Source organism: Paraburkholderia kururiensis, assembly GCF_034424375.1.
GTDB classification, from domain to species: domain Bacteria; phylum Pseudomonadota; class Gammaproteobacteria; order Burkholderiales; family Burkholderiaceae; genus Paraburkholderia; species Paraburkholderia kururiensis_A.
The window spans coordinates 4,841,243-4,854,995 of sequence record NZ_CP139965.1 but is presented as its reverse complement, the minus strand read 5'-3'; the positions used below and the strand labels follow the sequence as shown (position 1 = coordinate 4,854,995).

Annotated in this window: 11 protein-coding genes; 2 read left to right on the top strand and 9 right to left on the bottom strand. The window is 65.2% G+C overall.

From position 1 onward, the window contains the following. Positions 1–39: 39 nt before the first annotated feature. Complete coding sequence (locus tag U0042_RS21825) at positions 40–1,485, bottom strand: xylulokinase (RefSeq protein ID WP_114809503.1); 1,446 nt, start codon at positions 1,483–1,485, stop codon at positions 40–42. A gap of 411 nt (positions 1,486–1,896) precedes the next feature. Between U0042_RS21825 and U0042_RS21820 the strand changes: the two genes are divergently transcribed. Beyond that, the gene (locus tag U0042_RS21820; protein WP_114809174.1) at positions 1,897–3,270 is read left to right on the top strand and encodes a nucleobase:cation symporter-2 family protein; all 1,374 of its coding nucleotides are present in this window, start codon (positions 1,897–1,899) and stop codon (positions 3,268–3,270) included. A 54-nt stretch (positions 3,271–3,324) separates the two neighbouring features. Here U0042_RS21820 and U0042_RS21815 read toward each other — a convergent pair whose 3' ends face one another. The 5 genes from U0042_RS21815 to U0042_RS21795 all read right to left on the bottom strand — a co-directional run bounded on the left by U0042_RS21815 (position 3,325) and on the right by U0042_RS21795 (position 10,561). Then, complete coding sequence (locus tag U0042_RS21815) at positions 3,325–3,849, bottom strand: helix-turn-helix transcriptional regulator (RefSeq protein ID WP_114809175.1); 525 nt, start codon at positions 3,847–3,849, stop codon at positions 3,325–3,327. A 2-nt stretch (positions 3,850–3,851) separates the two neighbouring features. Then, a complete protein-coding gene (locus U0042_RS21810) occupies positions 3,852–4,145 on the bottom strand; it encodes a hypothetical protein (protein ID WP_114809176.1) in 294 nt (97 codons plus the stop codon). Positions 4,146–4,533: 388 nt separating this feature from the next. Continuing rightward, entirely contained in the window at positions 4,534–6,060 is a 1,527-nt protein-coding gene (locus tag U0042_RS21805) for an efflux transporter outer membrane subunit (RefSeq protein ID WP_114809177.1), read from the bottom strand. 1 nt (position 6,061) lies between these two features. Further along, a complete protein-coding gene (locus tag U0042_RS21800; protein ID WP_114809178.1) occupies positions 6,062–9,268 on the bottom strand; it encodes an efflux RND transporter permease subunit in 3,207 nt (1,068 codons plus the stop codon). Between the two features lie 18 nt (positions 9,269–9,286). Further along, entirely contained in the window at positions 9,287–10,561 is a 1,275-nt protein-coding gene (locus tag U0042_RS21795) for an efflux RND transporter periplasmic adaptor subunit (protein ID WP_114809179.1), read from the bottom strand. 425 nt (positions 10,562–10,986) lie between these two features. Here U0042_RS21795 and U0042_RS21790 point away from each other — a divergent pair, with 425 nt between their 5' ends. After that, a complete protein-coding gene (locus U0042_RS21790; RefSeq protein ID WP_114809180.1) occupies positions 10,987–11,652 on the top strand; it encodes a TetR family transcriptional regulator in 666 nt (221 codons plus the stop codon). Positions 11,653–11,686: 34 nt separating this feature from the next. Here the strand turns inward: U0042_RS21790 and U0042_RS21785 are convergent, their stop codons facing one another. From U0042_RS21785 to U0042_RS21775, 3 genes are all read right to left on the bottom strand, one after another. Continuing rightward, positions 11,687–12,322 (bottom strand): cysteine hydrolase family protein, encoded by a 636-nt coding sequence (locus U0042_RS21785; protein ID WP_114809181.1) that lies wholly within the window; start codon positions 12,320–12,322, stop codon positions 11,687–11,689. Positions 12,323–12,429: 107 nt separating this feature from the next. Further along, positions 12,430–13,167 (bottom strand): CoxG family protein, encoded by a 738-nt coding sequence (locus tag U0042_RS21780; RefSeq protein WP_114809182.1) that lies wholly within the window; start codon positions 13,165–13,167, stop codon positions 12,430–12,432. Positions 13,168–13,210: 43 nt separating this feature from the next. Further along, positions 13,211–13,576: a DUF427 domain-containing protein gene (locus U0042_RS21775; RefSeq protein ID WP_114809183.1), complete on the bottom strand. Its 366-nt coding sequence runs from the start codon at positions 13,574–13,576 to the stop codon at positions 13,211–13,213. Positions 13,577–13,753: the final 177 nt, after the last annotated feature.

The window sequence follows — 13,753 nt, the reverse complement described above, 5'->3', positions numbered from 1 at the left end:
TGTGGCCTTACGCATCAGGCTACGTGGGTTTCTACCGGTTCATGACGACGGCGCTGCACCGCCGAACCAGCCTTTCAGCCGTCCGTACAGATCGACGAAGCGGACATAGCGCTCCTCCAGTTCGACGTCGCCGCTCGGTGCGGCCACGCGTGCCGACGCGGGCGCGAGCGCGGGCAGATCGGCTGCGGACCAATGGCCGCATGCGATGCCGCCCAGCATCGCCGCACCGCGCGCCGCCGCGTTCGGACAGTCGACGGCATGAAGTTCGGCCTGCAATGCATCGGCGAGCAACTGACGCCAGCGCGCGTCCACGGAGCCGCCGCCTGCGAGCTTGAGCGACGGCACATCGACACCGCTTGCGCGAATCGCATCGAGACCGGCGCGCAACGCGAACGCGACGCCCTCGAAGGCGGCACGCATCATGGCGCCGCGCGTGTGTCCGAGCGCGAGGCCCAGCCAGCCGCCGCGCGCGGCGGGATCGAGCCACGGCGAACGCTCGCCGGTCAGGTAGGGCAAGAAAGTGAGGCCGCGCGCGGCCTCTGTCGCGAAGGCATCGCGATAGGCGTCCTGCCAGTCGTATTGGAGCCAGCCGCGCGCGGCTTCCAGTGCAACACCTACGTTTTGCATCGCGGCCATGCGGTACCAGTGGTCCGTGGCCGCGCGGTAGGCGTGCAGGCCGCGCACCTTCGCGGGCTCGCCTGCCGAAAGCACCACGATCTGGCCGCCGGTGCCTGTGGTGAGCAGAGCGTCGCCGTCCTGCGCGAGTCCGCTGCCGAGCGCGGCGCACGGCGTGTCGGCGGCGCCGATGGCGAGCGCGATGCCGGGCGTAAGCCCCAGCTGGCGTGCGGCTTCGTGAGAAAGCGTGCCGCCCGCGGCATACGACGGCGACAACGCCGCGAACCATCGATGCGGCAAGCCGAGCCTGTCGAGCAGACCCAGATTCCATGTGCCGTCCGGGTGGGCCAGGGCGGTGGCGCAGGCGTCGGAGGGGTCGGCTGCCATCGCCCCGCCCAGCGCGACGCGCAGCCAGTCCTTCGGTTGCAGCGCCCAGCGCGCGGCGTGCAACGCCTGCGGCTCGTTGAGCGCGATCCAGCGCAGCAGCGGCCCCGCCATGCCAGGGGCGACAGGGTTGGGCTGCGGAGCGGGCCACGCATCCAGCAGGGCGAGCGCGCGCGTGTCAGGCCACAACATGGCGGGACGCAACGCGCGACCATGCTCGTCGGTCAGCACGACGCCATGCATCTGCCCCGAGAAGCCGATGGCCCGCACGGCAGTGCGCTCGTCCACAGGCAGCTTGCCGGCGGCTTCGCACAACGCGCGCCACCATGTGTCCACGGAGATTTCGGCCCAGCCCGGATGCGGCGTCTCGATGCCATACGCAACGCTGGACGCCGCACGCTCGCGACCCTCGCCATCCACGATCGCGAGCTTCAACGAACCGGTGCCCAGATCGATGCCGAGAAAGCGCGCAGCGGGCAGGCTCATGAACGCTCCGTGAAGAAAAATGACGATGATGATAACCATGCGGCAGAGGCCGCGTGGCGAGAGTCACAAGCCGGGGCGCGCGGCGCTGCGACGCCTCGCCTGCAGAAGATCGGCGAAGCAGGCGGACGACCGTGCGGGACGATCCATACGGCGCGCGGAATAGAGATCATAACGGTCACCGCACGCGTGCGGGCGCAGATCGTACGGCACGGCCGCGGTTTGCACGTTGCCGCGAGTTTGTGGCAGCACGGTCGGGGCACCCACCTGGCCCGCGCCGGTCCCAGGTGCCCGTCTGCCGCGCGGTGCCATATCGTCGCCCGGAGGCGGGGAATAGAAACGGGTGGTCTTGTTGCACCTTTTCGTCCGGCATACCGTGGAGGTCATTCCCAACGAGATGTGGAGACAGACGCGATGCGCCCGAACACCGTCCATCCCTGCGACGAGCGACTGCCGGCCGGCCAGTTGCTCACGCTCGGCATTCAGCATGTACTCGTCATGTACGCGGGCGCCGTTGCCGTGCCGCTCATCGTTGGCAGCGCGCTCAAGTTGCCGAAAGACCAGGTCGCGTTTCTCATCAGCGCCGACCTGTTCTCGTGCGGCATCGCCACCTTGATCCAGACGCTCGGCGTGTGGATCTTCGGCATTCGGTTGCCCGTCATCATGGGCTGCACGTTCGCCGCCGTGGGCCCCATGATCGCGATCGGCACGAACCCATCGCTGGGCATTCTCGATATCTTCGGCTCGACCATTGCGGCCGGCGTGATCGGCATCTTGCTTGCGCCCATGATCGGCAAGCTGCTGCGGTTCTTTCCGCCGGTGGTGGTGGGCACCGTGATTGCCGTGATCGGTCTTTCGCTCATGGAAGTGGGCATCAACTGGGCCGCGGGTGGCGTCGGCAATCCCGACTACGGCAATCCGGTCTATCTCGGTCTGTCGCTTGTCGTGTTGATGCTGATTCTGCTGATCAACCGGTTCGGCAAAGGTTTCGTGGCCAATATCTCGGTGCTGCTTGGCATCGTGGCCGGCTTCGTAATCGCTGCGCTACTCGGGCGCGTGAACATGGACGGAGTGACGAGCGCACCATGGGTCGGCTTCGTGATGCCGTTCCACTTCGGCCTGCCGCACTTCGATCCGCTCTCTATCGCGACGATGGTGACGGTGATGTTCGTCACGTTCATCGAGTCGACCGGCATGTTCCTCGCCGTCGGCGACATGGTGGACCGCCCTGTCGATCAGGCAACGCTGGTGCGCGGCCTGCGCGTGGACGGACTCGGCACGCTGATAGGCGGCATCTTCAACTCGTTTCCGCACACGTCGTTCTCGCAGAACGTGGGGTTGATCGGTGTGACCGGCGTGAAAAGCCGCTTCGTTTGTGCGACCGGCGGCGTGATTCTCGTACTGCTCGGGCTGTTCCCGAAGATGGCGCAGGTGGTGGCTTCCGTGCCGGCGTTCGTGCTGGGCGGCGCGGGCATCGTGATGTTCGGCATGGTGGCGGCCAACGGCATCAAGGTGCTCGCGAAAGTCGACTTCGTGAAGAACCAGCACAATCTGTTTATCGTGGCCGTGAGCGTGGGCCTCGGTCTCGTGCCTGTCGTATCGCCGCATTTCTTCTCGAAACTGCCGCCTGCGCTGTCGCCCATCTTGCACAGCGGCATTCTGCTCGCGTCGCTTTCCGCGGTGTTGCTGAACCTGGTGTTCAACGGCGTGAAGACTGAAAAGGCCGCCCAGTGCGAAATTCGCCGCGCGGGACACGACTTCGACGGACGTGCCGCCGACCTGCACTAACGCCTGCACGAACGGGCGCGTTGGCCCATTGCCCACATTGCCCGGGGCAATGGGTCATCCCACGAGTTGCGCCAACGCCCGGTTCATTTGCGGCTTGAGGTCTCGTGCGTCTCTCGCCAGATTGATCTGCTTGGCCAACTCTGCCACTTCCAGCACCTCGGGCTTGATGTCGTAGCCGCCGCGGTTGTACAGCCAGCCCAACACGTCTGCGAGATGCCACACCGAAGCGCTGCCTTCGTGCACCGGCATCGGAAAATTGTGAGCGTGACCGAGCATGAGCTTGCGCATGTTCTGACGCGACACACCCGCCACCTCCGCAACGTCGGTGAGCCCGACGAAGTCAGGTGCCGCCTCGATGAGACGCGCCGTGGGCATGGCGCGCTTCACGTCTTCCAGCGCGCTCACCAATGCCTCACGCGCGCTCTTCGCTTCGCGCGTGAACAGCAACGCGATGCGCCCCGGTTGGCCGATGCCGACCGTTGCGTCGTCGCAGCCTGCTTCGCCAAGCTGCTCCACGATCTCGTCGAAGTCGAAGTCTTGCGCGGCAAGCCGATACTTCAGCGTGAAAACGTATTCCATCTTTACTCCTGCTTTGTGCCACACGTGTCCGTTTCCTTCGCCTCACGCTTTTGACGGTGCGTCGTGCAATTGTCGACGACCCGCCGCAAGTGCTTCGCGTGATTGCCCGGATTCTTCGGCGTGCTCCAGATACTCGTGATGCAAAATTCGCCGCAGCGGCATTCCGCATCGTTGTATGGACAGTACAACCTGCCCCACGCATGCCCCTTGCCGCCACTTTGCACGCGCCAGCCCTGCTCTTCCGCATAGGCCAACGCCTCTTCTACGTCCTTTTTCGAGTGTGTTCCGCGAACCATCAACGGCCTCAATTCTCCAGTGGTTATTAACCGTTGTCAACTGACAACTTCTATGAAATCGGACTTTTCGTCGACGGCTCGCCACTCACGACAAGCGCAGCAAATCGATCCGACTAAAGGAGATCCTGGCCGCAGCCGACACCAAAATGATGAACTGCCAATCAAGTTTGGCCATCCGGCCGAGGGTCCGATGCGAAGCCCGATAGTCAGCGGTCACATCGATCCAAATGAAAAAGCCCCCGTCGGTCTATTGACCAACGAGGGCTTCTGTTGCTTCACCTCAAGTTGCGAGGCGGTTCACCTAGTCATTCGCGACCGCGGGTTCTCCGCTCTCGCATGACCTACGAGATGAGGCCTGCCGAGCACCTCATCTCGCATCTGCCGGCACTCACCCCGCCGACGCCGACGATGCCGCCGCGGGCGCGCTGGCCGCCCCGTAGTCGACGGGCGCATCCGCAGGACGTGGCGCTTCCCCTGCCCGCTCGATCCAGCCGCCGCCAAGCGCGCGATACAGATCCACGAGGTTGGTCCACCGGGCGAGCCGCGCCGAGATCAGCGATTGCTGCGACGAGTACAGGTCCGTTTGCGCCGTCAGCACGGTCAGGTAGCTGTCCACGCCGTTGCGATAACGCAGATCCGACAGATCGAGCCGGCGCTGGTTGGCAAACGTATTGCGCTCGAGTGCCGCAATCTGCTGGTCGTAGGTACCGCGCGCAGCCAGTCCGTCGGCCACTTCACGGAATGCCGACTGAATCGCCTTCTCGTAGTTCGCGATCTCGATGCGCTTCTGCACGTTCGCCAGGTTCAGGTTGGCCACGTTCGCGCCGCCCTGGAAGATCGGCAGCGTGATCTGCGGCGCGAAGGTCCAGGCCGCCGTGCCGGCCTTGAAGAGGCCGCCCAGCGTCAGGCTTTCTGTGCCGAACGAGCCCGTCAGCGAGATCTTCGGAAAGAACGCGGCCCGCGCAGCGCCGATGTTCGCGTTCGCCGCGAGCAGCGTCTCCTCGGCTTCCATGATGTCAGGACGCCGCGTGAGCAGGTCCGACGGCAAACCGGCCGGAATGTCGGTCAGCAGGTTCTGGGCGCCGAGCGGCAAGCCTTGCGGCAGGTCGGCGGGCATCGGCTCGCCGATCAACAGCACGAGCGCGTTTTCCGCCTGCGCACGAGCACGTTCCTGCGCCTGCAAATTGGCCTTCGCCGTCTCCAGCACCGTCTCGGCCTGACGCAGATCGAGTTCCGTGCCCGTGCCGTTCTCGAACTGCACCTTCGTCAGGTTGTACGAGTCCTGCGCCGTCTTCAGCGTGGCTTGTGTGACCTGGAGCAGATCGTCGTCGGCGAGCATGGTGAGGTACTGGTCCGCCACCTGCGACACGAGCGAAATTTCCGCTGCCTTGCGAGCCTGCGCCGTGGAGAGGTACTGCGCCAGCGCCTGGTCCTTCAGACTGCGAATACGGCCCCAGAAGTCGATTTCCCACGACGCCGACAAGCCGACGTTATAGACGCTGTAGGGATTCGACGGGCCGGTGTGCAACGCCTCCGGCACGCGCGTGCGCGATTCCGTGCCCACGCCGTTGATCGCCGGGAACAGCTCGGCCCGCGTGATCTGATACTGGGCGCGCGCGGCGTCGACATTGAGCACCGAGACCCGCAGGTCCCGGTTGTTCTTCAGCGCGATCTCGACGAGCCGCTGCAGACGCGGGTCGACGAAGAAGTCGCGCCAGCCGATGTCCGTGGCCGTCGCGCCGCTTGCGCTGCGCCCGTTCGTCGACGTGCCGCCCATGCCGGGCTGGGTCTCGTAGACGCCGCCCGTCGGGAACGACGGCGCTACGGGCGCCGCCGGCCGCTCGTACCTCGGCGCCATCGTGCAGCCGGCGGCAAGAAATGCGACCGCCGCTGCAATCAAAGCGTGTTTATGCATCTCAGTGTCCTTCCTTGCCCGAACCGTTGCCATCGTTGCCGCCTTGCGGGCCGTGCGGATGATGCTCGTCGTAGTGCGCGAGCGCCTCGTCCGGATCTTCCTTCTCGCCGGCGAACCGTGCGCGGATCACCACGAAGAACATGGGGATCATGAAGATGGCGAGGAACGTCGCCGTCAGCATCCCGCCGATCACGCCGGTACCGATTGCGTGCTGGCTCGCCGACCCCGCGCCGTTACTGATAGCAAGCGGCAGCACGCCGAGAATGAACGCAAGCGACGTCATCAGGATAGGACGCAGCCGCAGCCGCGCCGCTTCCAGCGCCGCCTCGATCGGTCCCATGCCTTCGCCCTGCTGCAGCTCGCGTGCGAACTCGACGATCAGAATCGCGTTCTTGGCCGACAGACCCACGGTGGTCAGCAGACCCACCTGGAAGAACACGTCGTTTTCGAGGCCGCGCAGCGTCACCGCGAGCAGCGCGCCCAGCACGCCGAGCGGCACCACCATGATTACCGCGAACGGAATCGACCAGCTCTCGTAGAGCGCCGCGAGACACAGGAACACGACGAGGATCGAGATGCCGTACAGGATAGGCGCCTGCGAGCCGGACTGGATTTCCTGGAACGACAAGCCCGTCCACTCGTAGCCGATGCCCGCGGGCAGCTTCGCCGCGATCTGCTGCATGGCCTGCATCGCCTGACCGGTACTCTTGCCCGGGCCCGCCGCGCCCTGGATTTCGACCGCCGAAATACCGTTGTAGCGTTCGAGCTTCGGCGAACCGTAGGTCCAGTGGCCGGTGGCGAAGGAGCTGAACGGCACCATCCCGCCCGAGCCGTTGCGCACGTACCAGATGTTCAGGTCGCCCGGCGTCATGCGGAACGGCGCATCGCTTTGCACGTAGACCTTCTTGATCCGGTTGTCCGTATCAAGGAAGTTGTTCACGTACTGCGACGCCCACGCGATCGAGAACGTCTGGTCGATGGTCGAGGCCGATACGCCGAGCGCCAGCGCCTTTTCGCGGTCGATATCCACCTTGAACTGCGGCGTGTCGTTCAGGCCGTTCGGACGCACGAGCGCGAGGTTCGGGTCTTTCGCCGCCATGCCGAGCAGCTGGTTACGCGCCGCCATGAGCGCCGCATGGCCGAGGCCGCCGCGATCCTGCAACTCGAAGTCGAAGCCCGAGGCCGTGCCGAGTTCCGGAATGGACGGCGGATTCACCGGAATCACCATCGCGTCCTTGTAACCCGCATAGCGCCCGAACATGCGGCCCACGAGCGCCTGCACCTTCTGGTCGGCGTGCTGCCGTACGGAGTAGTCCTTCATCCGCACGAACACGAGGCCCGAGTTCTGGCCGCGACCGGCGAAGCTGAAGCCGTTCACCGTGAACACGGATTCGACGATGCTCTTCTCGTCCGTGAGCAGGTAGTTCGAGATGTTCGCGAGCGTGCGTGCCGTGGTTTCCTGCGTCGAGCCGGACGGCGTCTGCACGAGCACGAACATCGTGCCCTGGTCCTCGTCGGGCAGGAACGACTTGGGCAGACGTACGAATAGCAACCCCACCGCGACGATCACCACCAGATAGATCACGAGCCAGCGGCCCGAACGCTTGATCACGTGGTGCACGCCCGTGTGGTACTTCTCGCGGCTCTTGTCGAAGGTGCGGTTGAACCAGCCGAAGAAGCCCTTCTTCTCTTCGTGGTGCCCCTTCGGAATCGGCTTGAGGATCGTGGCGCACAGCGCCGGCGTCAGGATCAACGCGACCAGCACGGAGAGCACCATGGCCGCCACGATCGTCAGCGAGAACTGCCGGTAGATGGCGCCCACCGAACCGCCCGAGAACGCCACCGGCACGAACACGGCCGACAGCACGAGCGCCACGCCCACCAGCGCGCCGGTGATCTGTTCCATTGCCTTGCGCGTCGCGTCGCGCGGCGACAGCCCTTCTTCGGCCATCACGCGCTCCACGTTCTCCACCACCACGATCGCATCGTCCACCAGCAAGCCGATGGCCAGCACGAGGCCGAACATCGACAGCGTGTTGATGGAGAAGCCCACCAGCGCCATGATCGCGAACGTGCCCAGCAGCACAACCGGCACCGCGATGGTCGGAATGAGCGTGGCGCGCAGGTTCTGCAGGAACAGGTACATCACGAGGAACACGAGGACGATACCTTCCAGCAGCGTCTTCACCACTTCCTCGATCGACAGGCGCACGAACGGCGTCGTGTCGTACGGATACTTCACGACGAGGCCCGGCGGGAAGTATTTCGACAACTCGTCAATCTTCTGGCGCACGAGCTTGGCCGTCTGCAGCGCGTTGGCGCCCGTGGCGAGCTGGATGCCGAAGCCGGCCGTCGGCTGTCCGTTGTACTTCGTGTCGAAGTTGTACGTTTCGCCGCCCAGCTCGATGCGCGCCACGTCCTTCAGCCGCACCTGCGACCCGTCCTGGTTCACCTTCAGCAGGATGTTGCCGAACTGCTCAGGCGTGCGCAGCAGCGTCGCTTCAGTGATGGTGGCCTGCAACGCCTGGCCCGGCACGGCTGGCGTGCCGCCCAGTTGACCGGCGGACACCTGCACGTTCTGGGCCGAAATGGCGTTCGTCACATCGACCGGCGTCAGGCTGTAGTTCGTCAGCTTGTTCGGGTCGAGCCAGATGCGCATGGCGTACTGCGAGCCGAACAGCGTCACCGTGCCCACGCCGTCGATGCGGCTGATCGGGTCCTGAACGTTCGAAGCGACGTAGTTCGCCAGGTCGTAACGGCTCATGCTGCCGTTTTCGGAGTTGAAGGCGAGCACCAGCAGGAAGCTGCTGCTCGACTTCGTCACCTTCGTGCCGAGCTGCTGCACGACCTGCGGCAGAAGCGGCGTGGCAAGCTGCAGCTTGTTCTGCACCTGCACCTGGGCGATGTCGGGGTTGGTACCCGCGGCGAACGTCAGCGTGATGGTGGCCGTGCCCGAGTCGTCGGACGTGGAGGACAGGTACAGCAGGTGGTCGAGACCGCTCATCTGCTGCTCGATCACCTGCGTGACGGTGTTTTGCACCGTGTCCGCCGAGGCGCCCGGGTAGCTCGCGCTGATCTGGACCGCGGGCGGCGCAATGGTCGGATATTGCGCCACCGGCAGGGTGAAGATCGACGCAATGCCGCCGAGCATCAGAATGATGGCGATCACCCACGCAAAAATCGGGCGATCGATAAAGAACTTTGCCATGAAGCAGGCTCCCTGTTATTACGCGCCCGACGCAGCAGACGCCGCGGAGGCAGCCGCACCGGGCTGCGCGGCGGAACCGGCGGCAGCGCCCGAGCCCGCGGCGGCAACCGGTGCCCCGGGCGCTCCGCCTGCTTGCGCACCGGAGGCCGGCGCGGCCGGCAGCTGCGCCGGCACGGCCTTCACCTCGGCGCCCGGACGAACCTTCTCGGTGCCCTGGACGATCACGCGGTCGCCCGGATTCAGCCCACTTTCGACGATCCAGTTCGTGCCTTGCGTGCCGCCCGTCACGATGGTGCGGATGGCCACCTTGTTGTCCGCGCCGACCACGAGTGCCGTGGCCTGACCCGACGCGTTGTGCGTCACGCCCACCTGCGGCACGAGGAACGCGTTTTCGTTCATGCCTTCCTCGATGCGCGCACGCACGAACATGCCGGGCAACAGCACGCGGTCGGGGTTCGGGAAGATGGCGCGAACCGTGACCGAACCGGTGGTCTGGTCGACGGTGACGTCCGAGAACTGGAGCTTGCCCGGCTGCGAGTAGGCGCGGCCGTCTTCCAGCAGCAGCGTGACCTTGGCCGCGTGCGGGCCGGCGGTCTTGATCTTGCCTTCCTGAATTTGCCGGCGCAGTTCGAGCCCTTCGAGGCTCGACTGCGTGAGGTCGACGTAGACCGGATCGATCTGCTGCACGGTGGACATCAGCGTGGCCGCGCTCGCCTGCACGTAAGCGCCCGGCGTGACCTGCGAGATGCCGACCTGGCCCGTGATGGGCGAAGTCACATCGGTGTAGCCGAGATTGATCTGCGCCGTTTCGACCGCTGCCTTGCCCGAGGCGACGTCTGCGGCGGCCTGCCCTTGCGCGGCCACGGCGTCGTCGTAGTTCTGCTTGCTCACGGCGTTCGCCGCGACGAGCACCTTGTAGCGCGCCACCAGGGCGTTCTGTGTGGCCAGGTTCGCCTGCGCCTTGGCGAGCGTCGCCTTCGCGCTATTGAGCGACGCGATGTACGGCGCCGGATCGATCTTGTACAGACGCTGGCCGGCCTTCACGATGCTGCCCTCGGTGAACTCGCGGCGCAGCACGATGCCGTCCACCCGTGCGCGCACCTGCGCGACGAGGTAGGCGCTGGTGCGGCCCGGCAATTCCGTGGTGACCGGTACGGCGGTGGGCTGGACTGTCACCACGCCGACCTCGGGAGTTTGTTGCGGTGGTGCCGATTGTTTTTGTCCGCATGCTGCCAACACCACGGCAGCGGTCGCGACACTGATTAAGCGGAATGGAACCCGTTCGACGCGCATGGAGCAACCTCTGTCTATGACTGGGAACACAAAAAGTGCGTCCGTCTCGTGCGGAAGACGGGCACGCACACAAGCGTCTGAGACGACACAGTGACTGGACGCCTAAAGGCGATCACGCAGGGATATCGGGCGGAGCTCCCCGACGGGAGGGAGGCACCCATGCGCCGCCGGCACCGGCCGGCGCGAATACGTCCGTAAGACAACGTGACGGATATTAACCGAATTACCGGGTCATCCCTGCCTCGGCAACCGGCTGTGGGGTGCTATTATAGATACATTCATGAACGAATGTAAAAGCGTGGATGGGCGACAAATCGAAACTTTTCGCCCGATCGTTTCGTTTTATAGCGGTCCGACAATCCAATTGTTGCGACGATCGTTCAAGTAGTCCCCGCAGCAACGCCATCACAGCAGGTCAGACGATCATGGTTCGACGCACGAAAGAGGAAGCGCTGGAAACGCGGAACGGCATCCTCGACGCCGCGGAGCGCGTCTTCTTCGAGAAGGGCGTATCGCGCACTTCGCTCGCCGACATCGCTCAGGCCGCCGGCGTCACCCGCGGTGCCATTTATTGGCACTTCGCCAACAAGGGCGACGTGTTCACGGCCATGTTCGACCGCGTGCTCCTGCCGTTCGACGAACTGAAGGCGGCGTCGCGCGATCCCGGCGAACCCGATCCGCTCGGCCGCATACGCGAACTGTGTGTGCTCTGCCTGCACGGCACGGCCACAGACGAACGCCGCCGACGCGTGTTCGACATCCTGTTTCTGAAATGCGAGTTCGTGGAGGAAATGGGCCCGGTGGTGGAGCGTCATCAAACCAACATACGTGAGGCGCTCGTCAACATCGAAGGCGGTCTGCTCAACGCCATGTCGAAGGGACAGTTGCCTGCGGATCTCGATGCCGCGCGCGCGGCACGGCTGCTCCATTCAGTGATCGGCGGCGCGCTGCGCGACATGCTGCTTGCGCCGGAGCTATTCGATATGGCCGACGGCGCCGAACGCACCGTCGATGCCATGCTCGACGCAATCCGCTATAGCCCCGCGTTGCGAACTGCACCGCCCGCATCCACAGACAGCCCGGCCGCCTGAACACCGACGGCACGTCGCCGCGGTCCCGTGTCGCTCAGCCGGGTTCGCGCCCGGCTCGCGCTTTCTGATTGGAGGCGTAAATGGAACCGCGCTCGAGCGGCACGCCAGCCTCCACAGCGGCAATCCACTCGTCGGTGTTCGTCACGGCCGCGAAGCGCGACTGCAACACCACGCAAAACACGCGGTGAATCTCCTCGGCGGAGGCAAAGCCGGCGCTATTCTCGTACGGCAATGAACCCGTCGCATCGGCGAGAAATTCCACCGTGAGGCCAGCGTGGAGCGCGTGGTAGACCGTGGACGCGTCGCAGTTGTGCGTCATGTACCCGACCACGGTGAGCGTGTCGATCTCGCGGGCGGCGAGCCAGTCGGCGAGGTCCGTGCCGGCGAATGCGCTCGGCAGCGACTTCTCGACATAGTGGTCGTGCGCGCGCGACGCCACCACCTCGTGGAGTTCCGCGCCGCGGCTGCCGCGCGCGAAAATCGGCGCACCGGCGGGTGCGAAGTTCTGCACGACGATAACGGGCACGCGCTCGGAACGGGCTGCGTCGATAGCGCGGCCGATGTTCGCGAGCGAGTGGTTCACATCCGGATATTCGATCAGCAGGTTGCCATCGACGTACTCGTTCTGCACGTCGATAACGATGAGCGCGCGGCGGGGCGGCAGCGACATGAAAACGCTCCTTTCGTAGCGGAATCAACTGGGAGAATGCGATACGGCAGGCAGCATGCCAGAGCGGGCCCGGCGGCTCAAGCGTCGAGCGCCTGCGCCCGTGCGCGTCACCCTTGCGCGAACCATCGCGCCAGGTACAACAGCAGCGCGACGAAGAAGATCATGGCAGCCCACCCCCAGGTCGGCACCGCATGCGGCGCACTTTCGTGGCGCAGCGTGCTTGCGGCGCGTCCGCTCAAGGTGCCGCCATGTTGCGCAAGGTGCGCGCGGCGGGCAACGCCGGCGAGGCTGATCGGCCGAAGGAACACATGCTGACGCCGCGCGCTTGTGCCGCGCGCGCGGTTCGGACCCTGGCCGTGCTTGGCCTCAACGACAGCGCAGAACTCGGTGAAGAAATCGTCGGCGAGATCGTGCAGTGCATTTTCGAGTTGCCGTGGCGGCAGTTGCGCAAGCGGCCCGGCGAGCGTCGCCCACACGGAGTAGTCCACGCGCGTGCTTGCGCCCTTCGAGAGACCTGCGGGTCCCCCGGGATGGTCGTCGGCGCGCAGCGAGACGTCGATCTGGCCGCGCAGCGAGCCGACCCCGTCGGCACGGGCCTTGAAGCTCAAGGTGCGCTCAGGCGCGTAGGGCTCCTGACCTTCCTTCGGCACCACATGCACGCGAACGTCGTAGCGCGCGCGCAGCGGCCCGAGCGGCACGGTGAGCGTGAGTTCGTATTCGCCGGGCCCGAGCCGGCGGAACGACTCGCAGTTCTCCATGCTTGCGCGCAGCAGAGCGATGTCCTGCAGGGCGTCCCATACGGCGGACGGGGCGAGCGGAATCCGTAACGCGTCGTTCAGTTCCATGGCGGCCTCCCCCTTTTCCCCCTTCAGCGCGCGGCCTCGCCCGTCACGATGTCTGATCGATGCGATCGACGCGCGAAGCGTAAAACGCCAGATAGCCGGTAATGTCCTTCACCTTCTCGAACGGTTGCTCGTAGCTCCACGCCGCGTTTTCGACCAGGCCGTCTTCGGTACGCAGATGAAAGTACGAGGCATTGCCCTTGTACGGGCAGTGCGAGGTGTGGTCGGAGCGTTCGAGCCGCGCCATGTTGACGTCGGCGCGCGGGAAGTAGAAGACGTCGGGCAGTCCGCTCTCGGAAAGCGTAAGCCCCTCGTGCGTATCGGCCACGGTGATGCCCTGGTGGATGACCCGCACGCGATGAGAATTCGCCGCAATATCGATGCGATGATCGGCAGCCGGTTCCACAGCCATATTCGATCCCCTGTTCGTCAACAGTCGCCGCCGCGTCGCCCACGCCCGCATGTTGCGGCGCCGCACAGGCGAGCGCCTTTACCGGTGCGCTTGCGCGTCATGCAAGCCACTGCGCCAACGCAAGCGTGCCGCGGCACACCAAACGAAAAAGCCACGTTGCAGATTCGTGGCTTCATT

Bases quoted from the DNA above. Each gene is read 5' to 3' on its own strand.
- U0042_RS21805 (WP_114809177.1), bottom strand. From the start codon at position 6,060: ATGCATAAACACGCTTTGATTGCAGCGGCGGTCGCATTTCTTGCCGCC.
- U0042_RS21825 (WP_114809503.1), bottom strand. From the start codon at position 1,485: ATGAGCCTGCCCGCTGCGCGCTTTCTCGGCATCGATCTGGGCACCGGT.
- U0042_RS21815 (WP_114809175.1), bottom strand. From the start codon at position 3,849: ATGGAATACGTTTTCACGCTGAAGTATCGGCTTGCCGCGCAAGACTTC.
- U0042_RS21810 (WP_114809176.1), bottom strand. From the start codon at position 4,145: ATGGTTCGCGGAACACACTCGAAAAAGGACGTAGAAGAGGCGTTGGCC.
- U0042_RS21775 (WP_114809183.1), bottom strand. From the start codon at position 13,576: ATGGCTGTGGAACCGGCTGCCGATCATCGCATCGATATTGCGGCGAAT.
- U0042_RS21785 (WP_114809181.1), bottom strand. From the start codon at position 12,322: ATGTCGCTGCCGCCCCGCCGCGCGCTCATCGTTATCGACGTGCAGAAC.
- U0042_RS21790 (WP_114809180.1), top strand. From the start codon at position 10,987: ATGGTTCGACGCACGAAAGAGGAAGCGCTGGAAACGCGGAACGGCATC.
- U0042_RS21780 (WP_114809182.1), bottom strand. From the start codon at position 13,167: ATGGAACTGAACGACGCGTTACGGATTCCGCTCGCCCCGTCCGCCGTA.
- U0042_RS21800 (WP_114809178.1), bottom strand. From the start codon at position 9,268: ATGGCAAAGTTCTTTATCGATCGCCCGATTTTTGCGTGGGTGATCGCC.
- U0042_RS21795 (WP_114809179.1), bottom strand. From the start codon at position 10,561: ATGCGCGTCGAACGGGTTCCATTCCGCTTAATCAGTGTCGCGACCGCT.
- U0042_RS21820 (WP_114809174.1), top strand. From the start codon at position 1,897: ATGCGCCCGAACACCGTCCATCCCTGCGACGAGCGACTGCCGGCCGGC.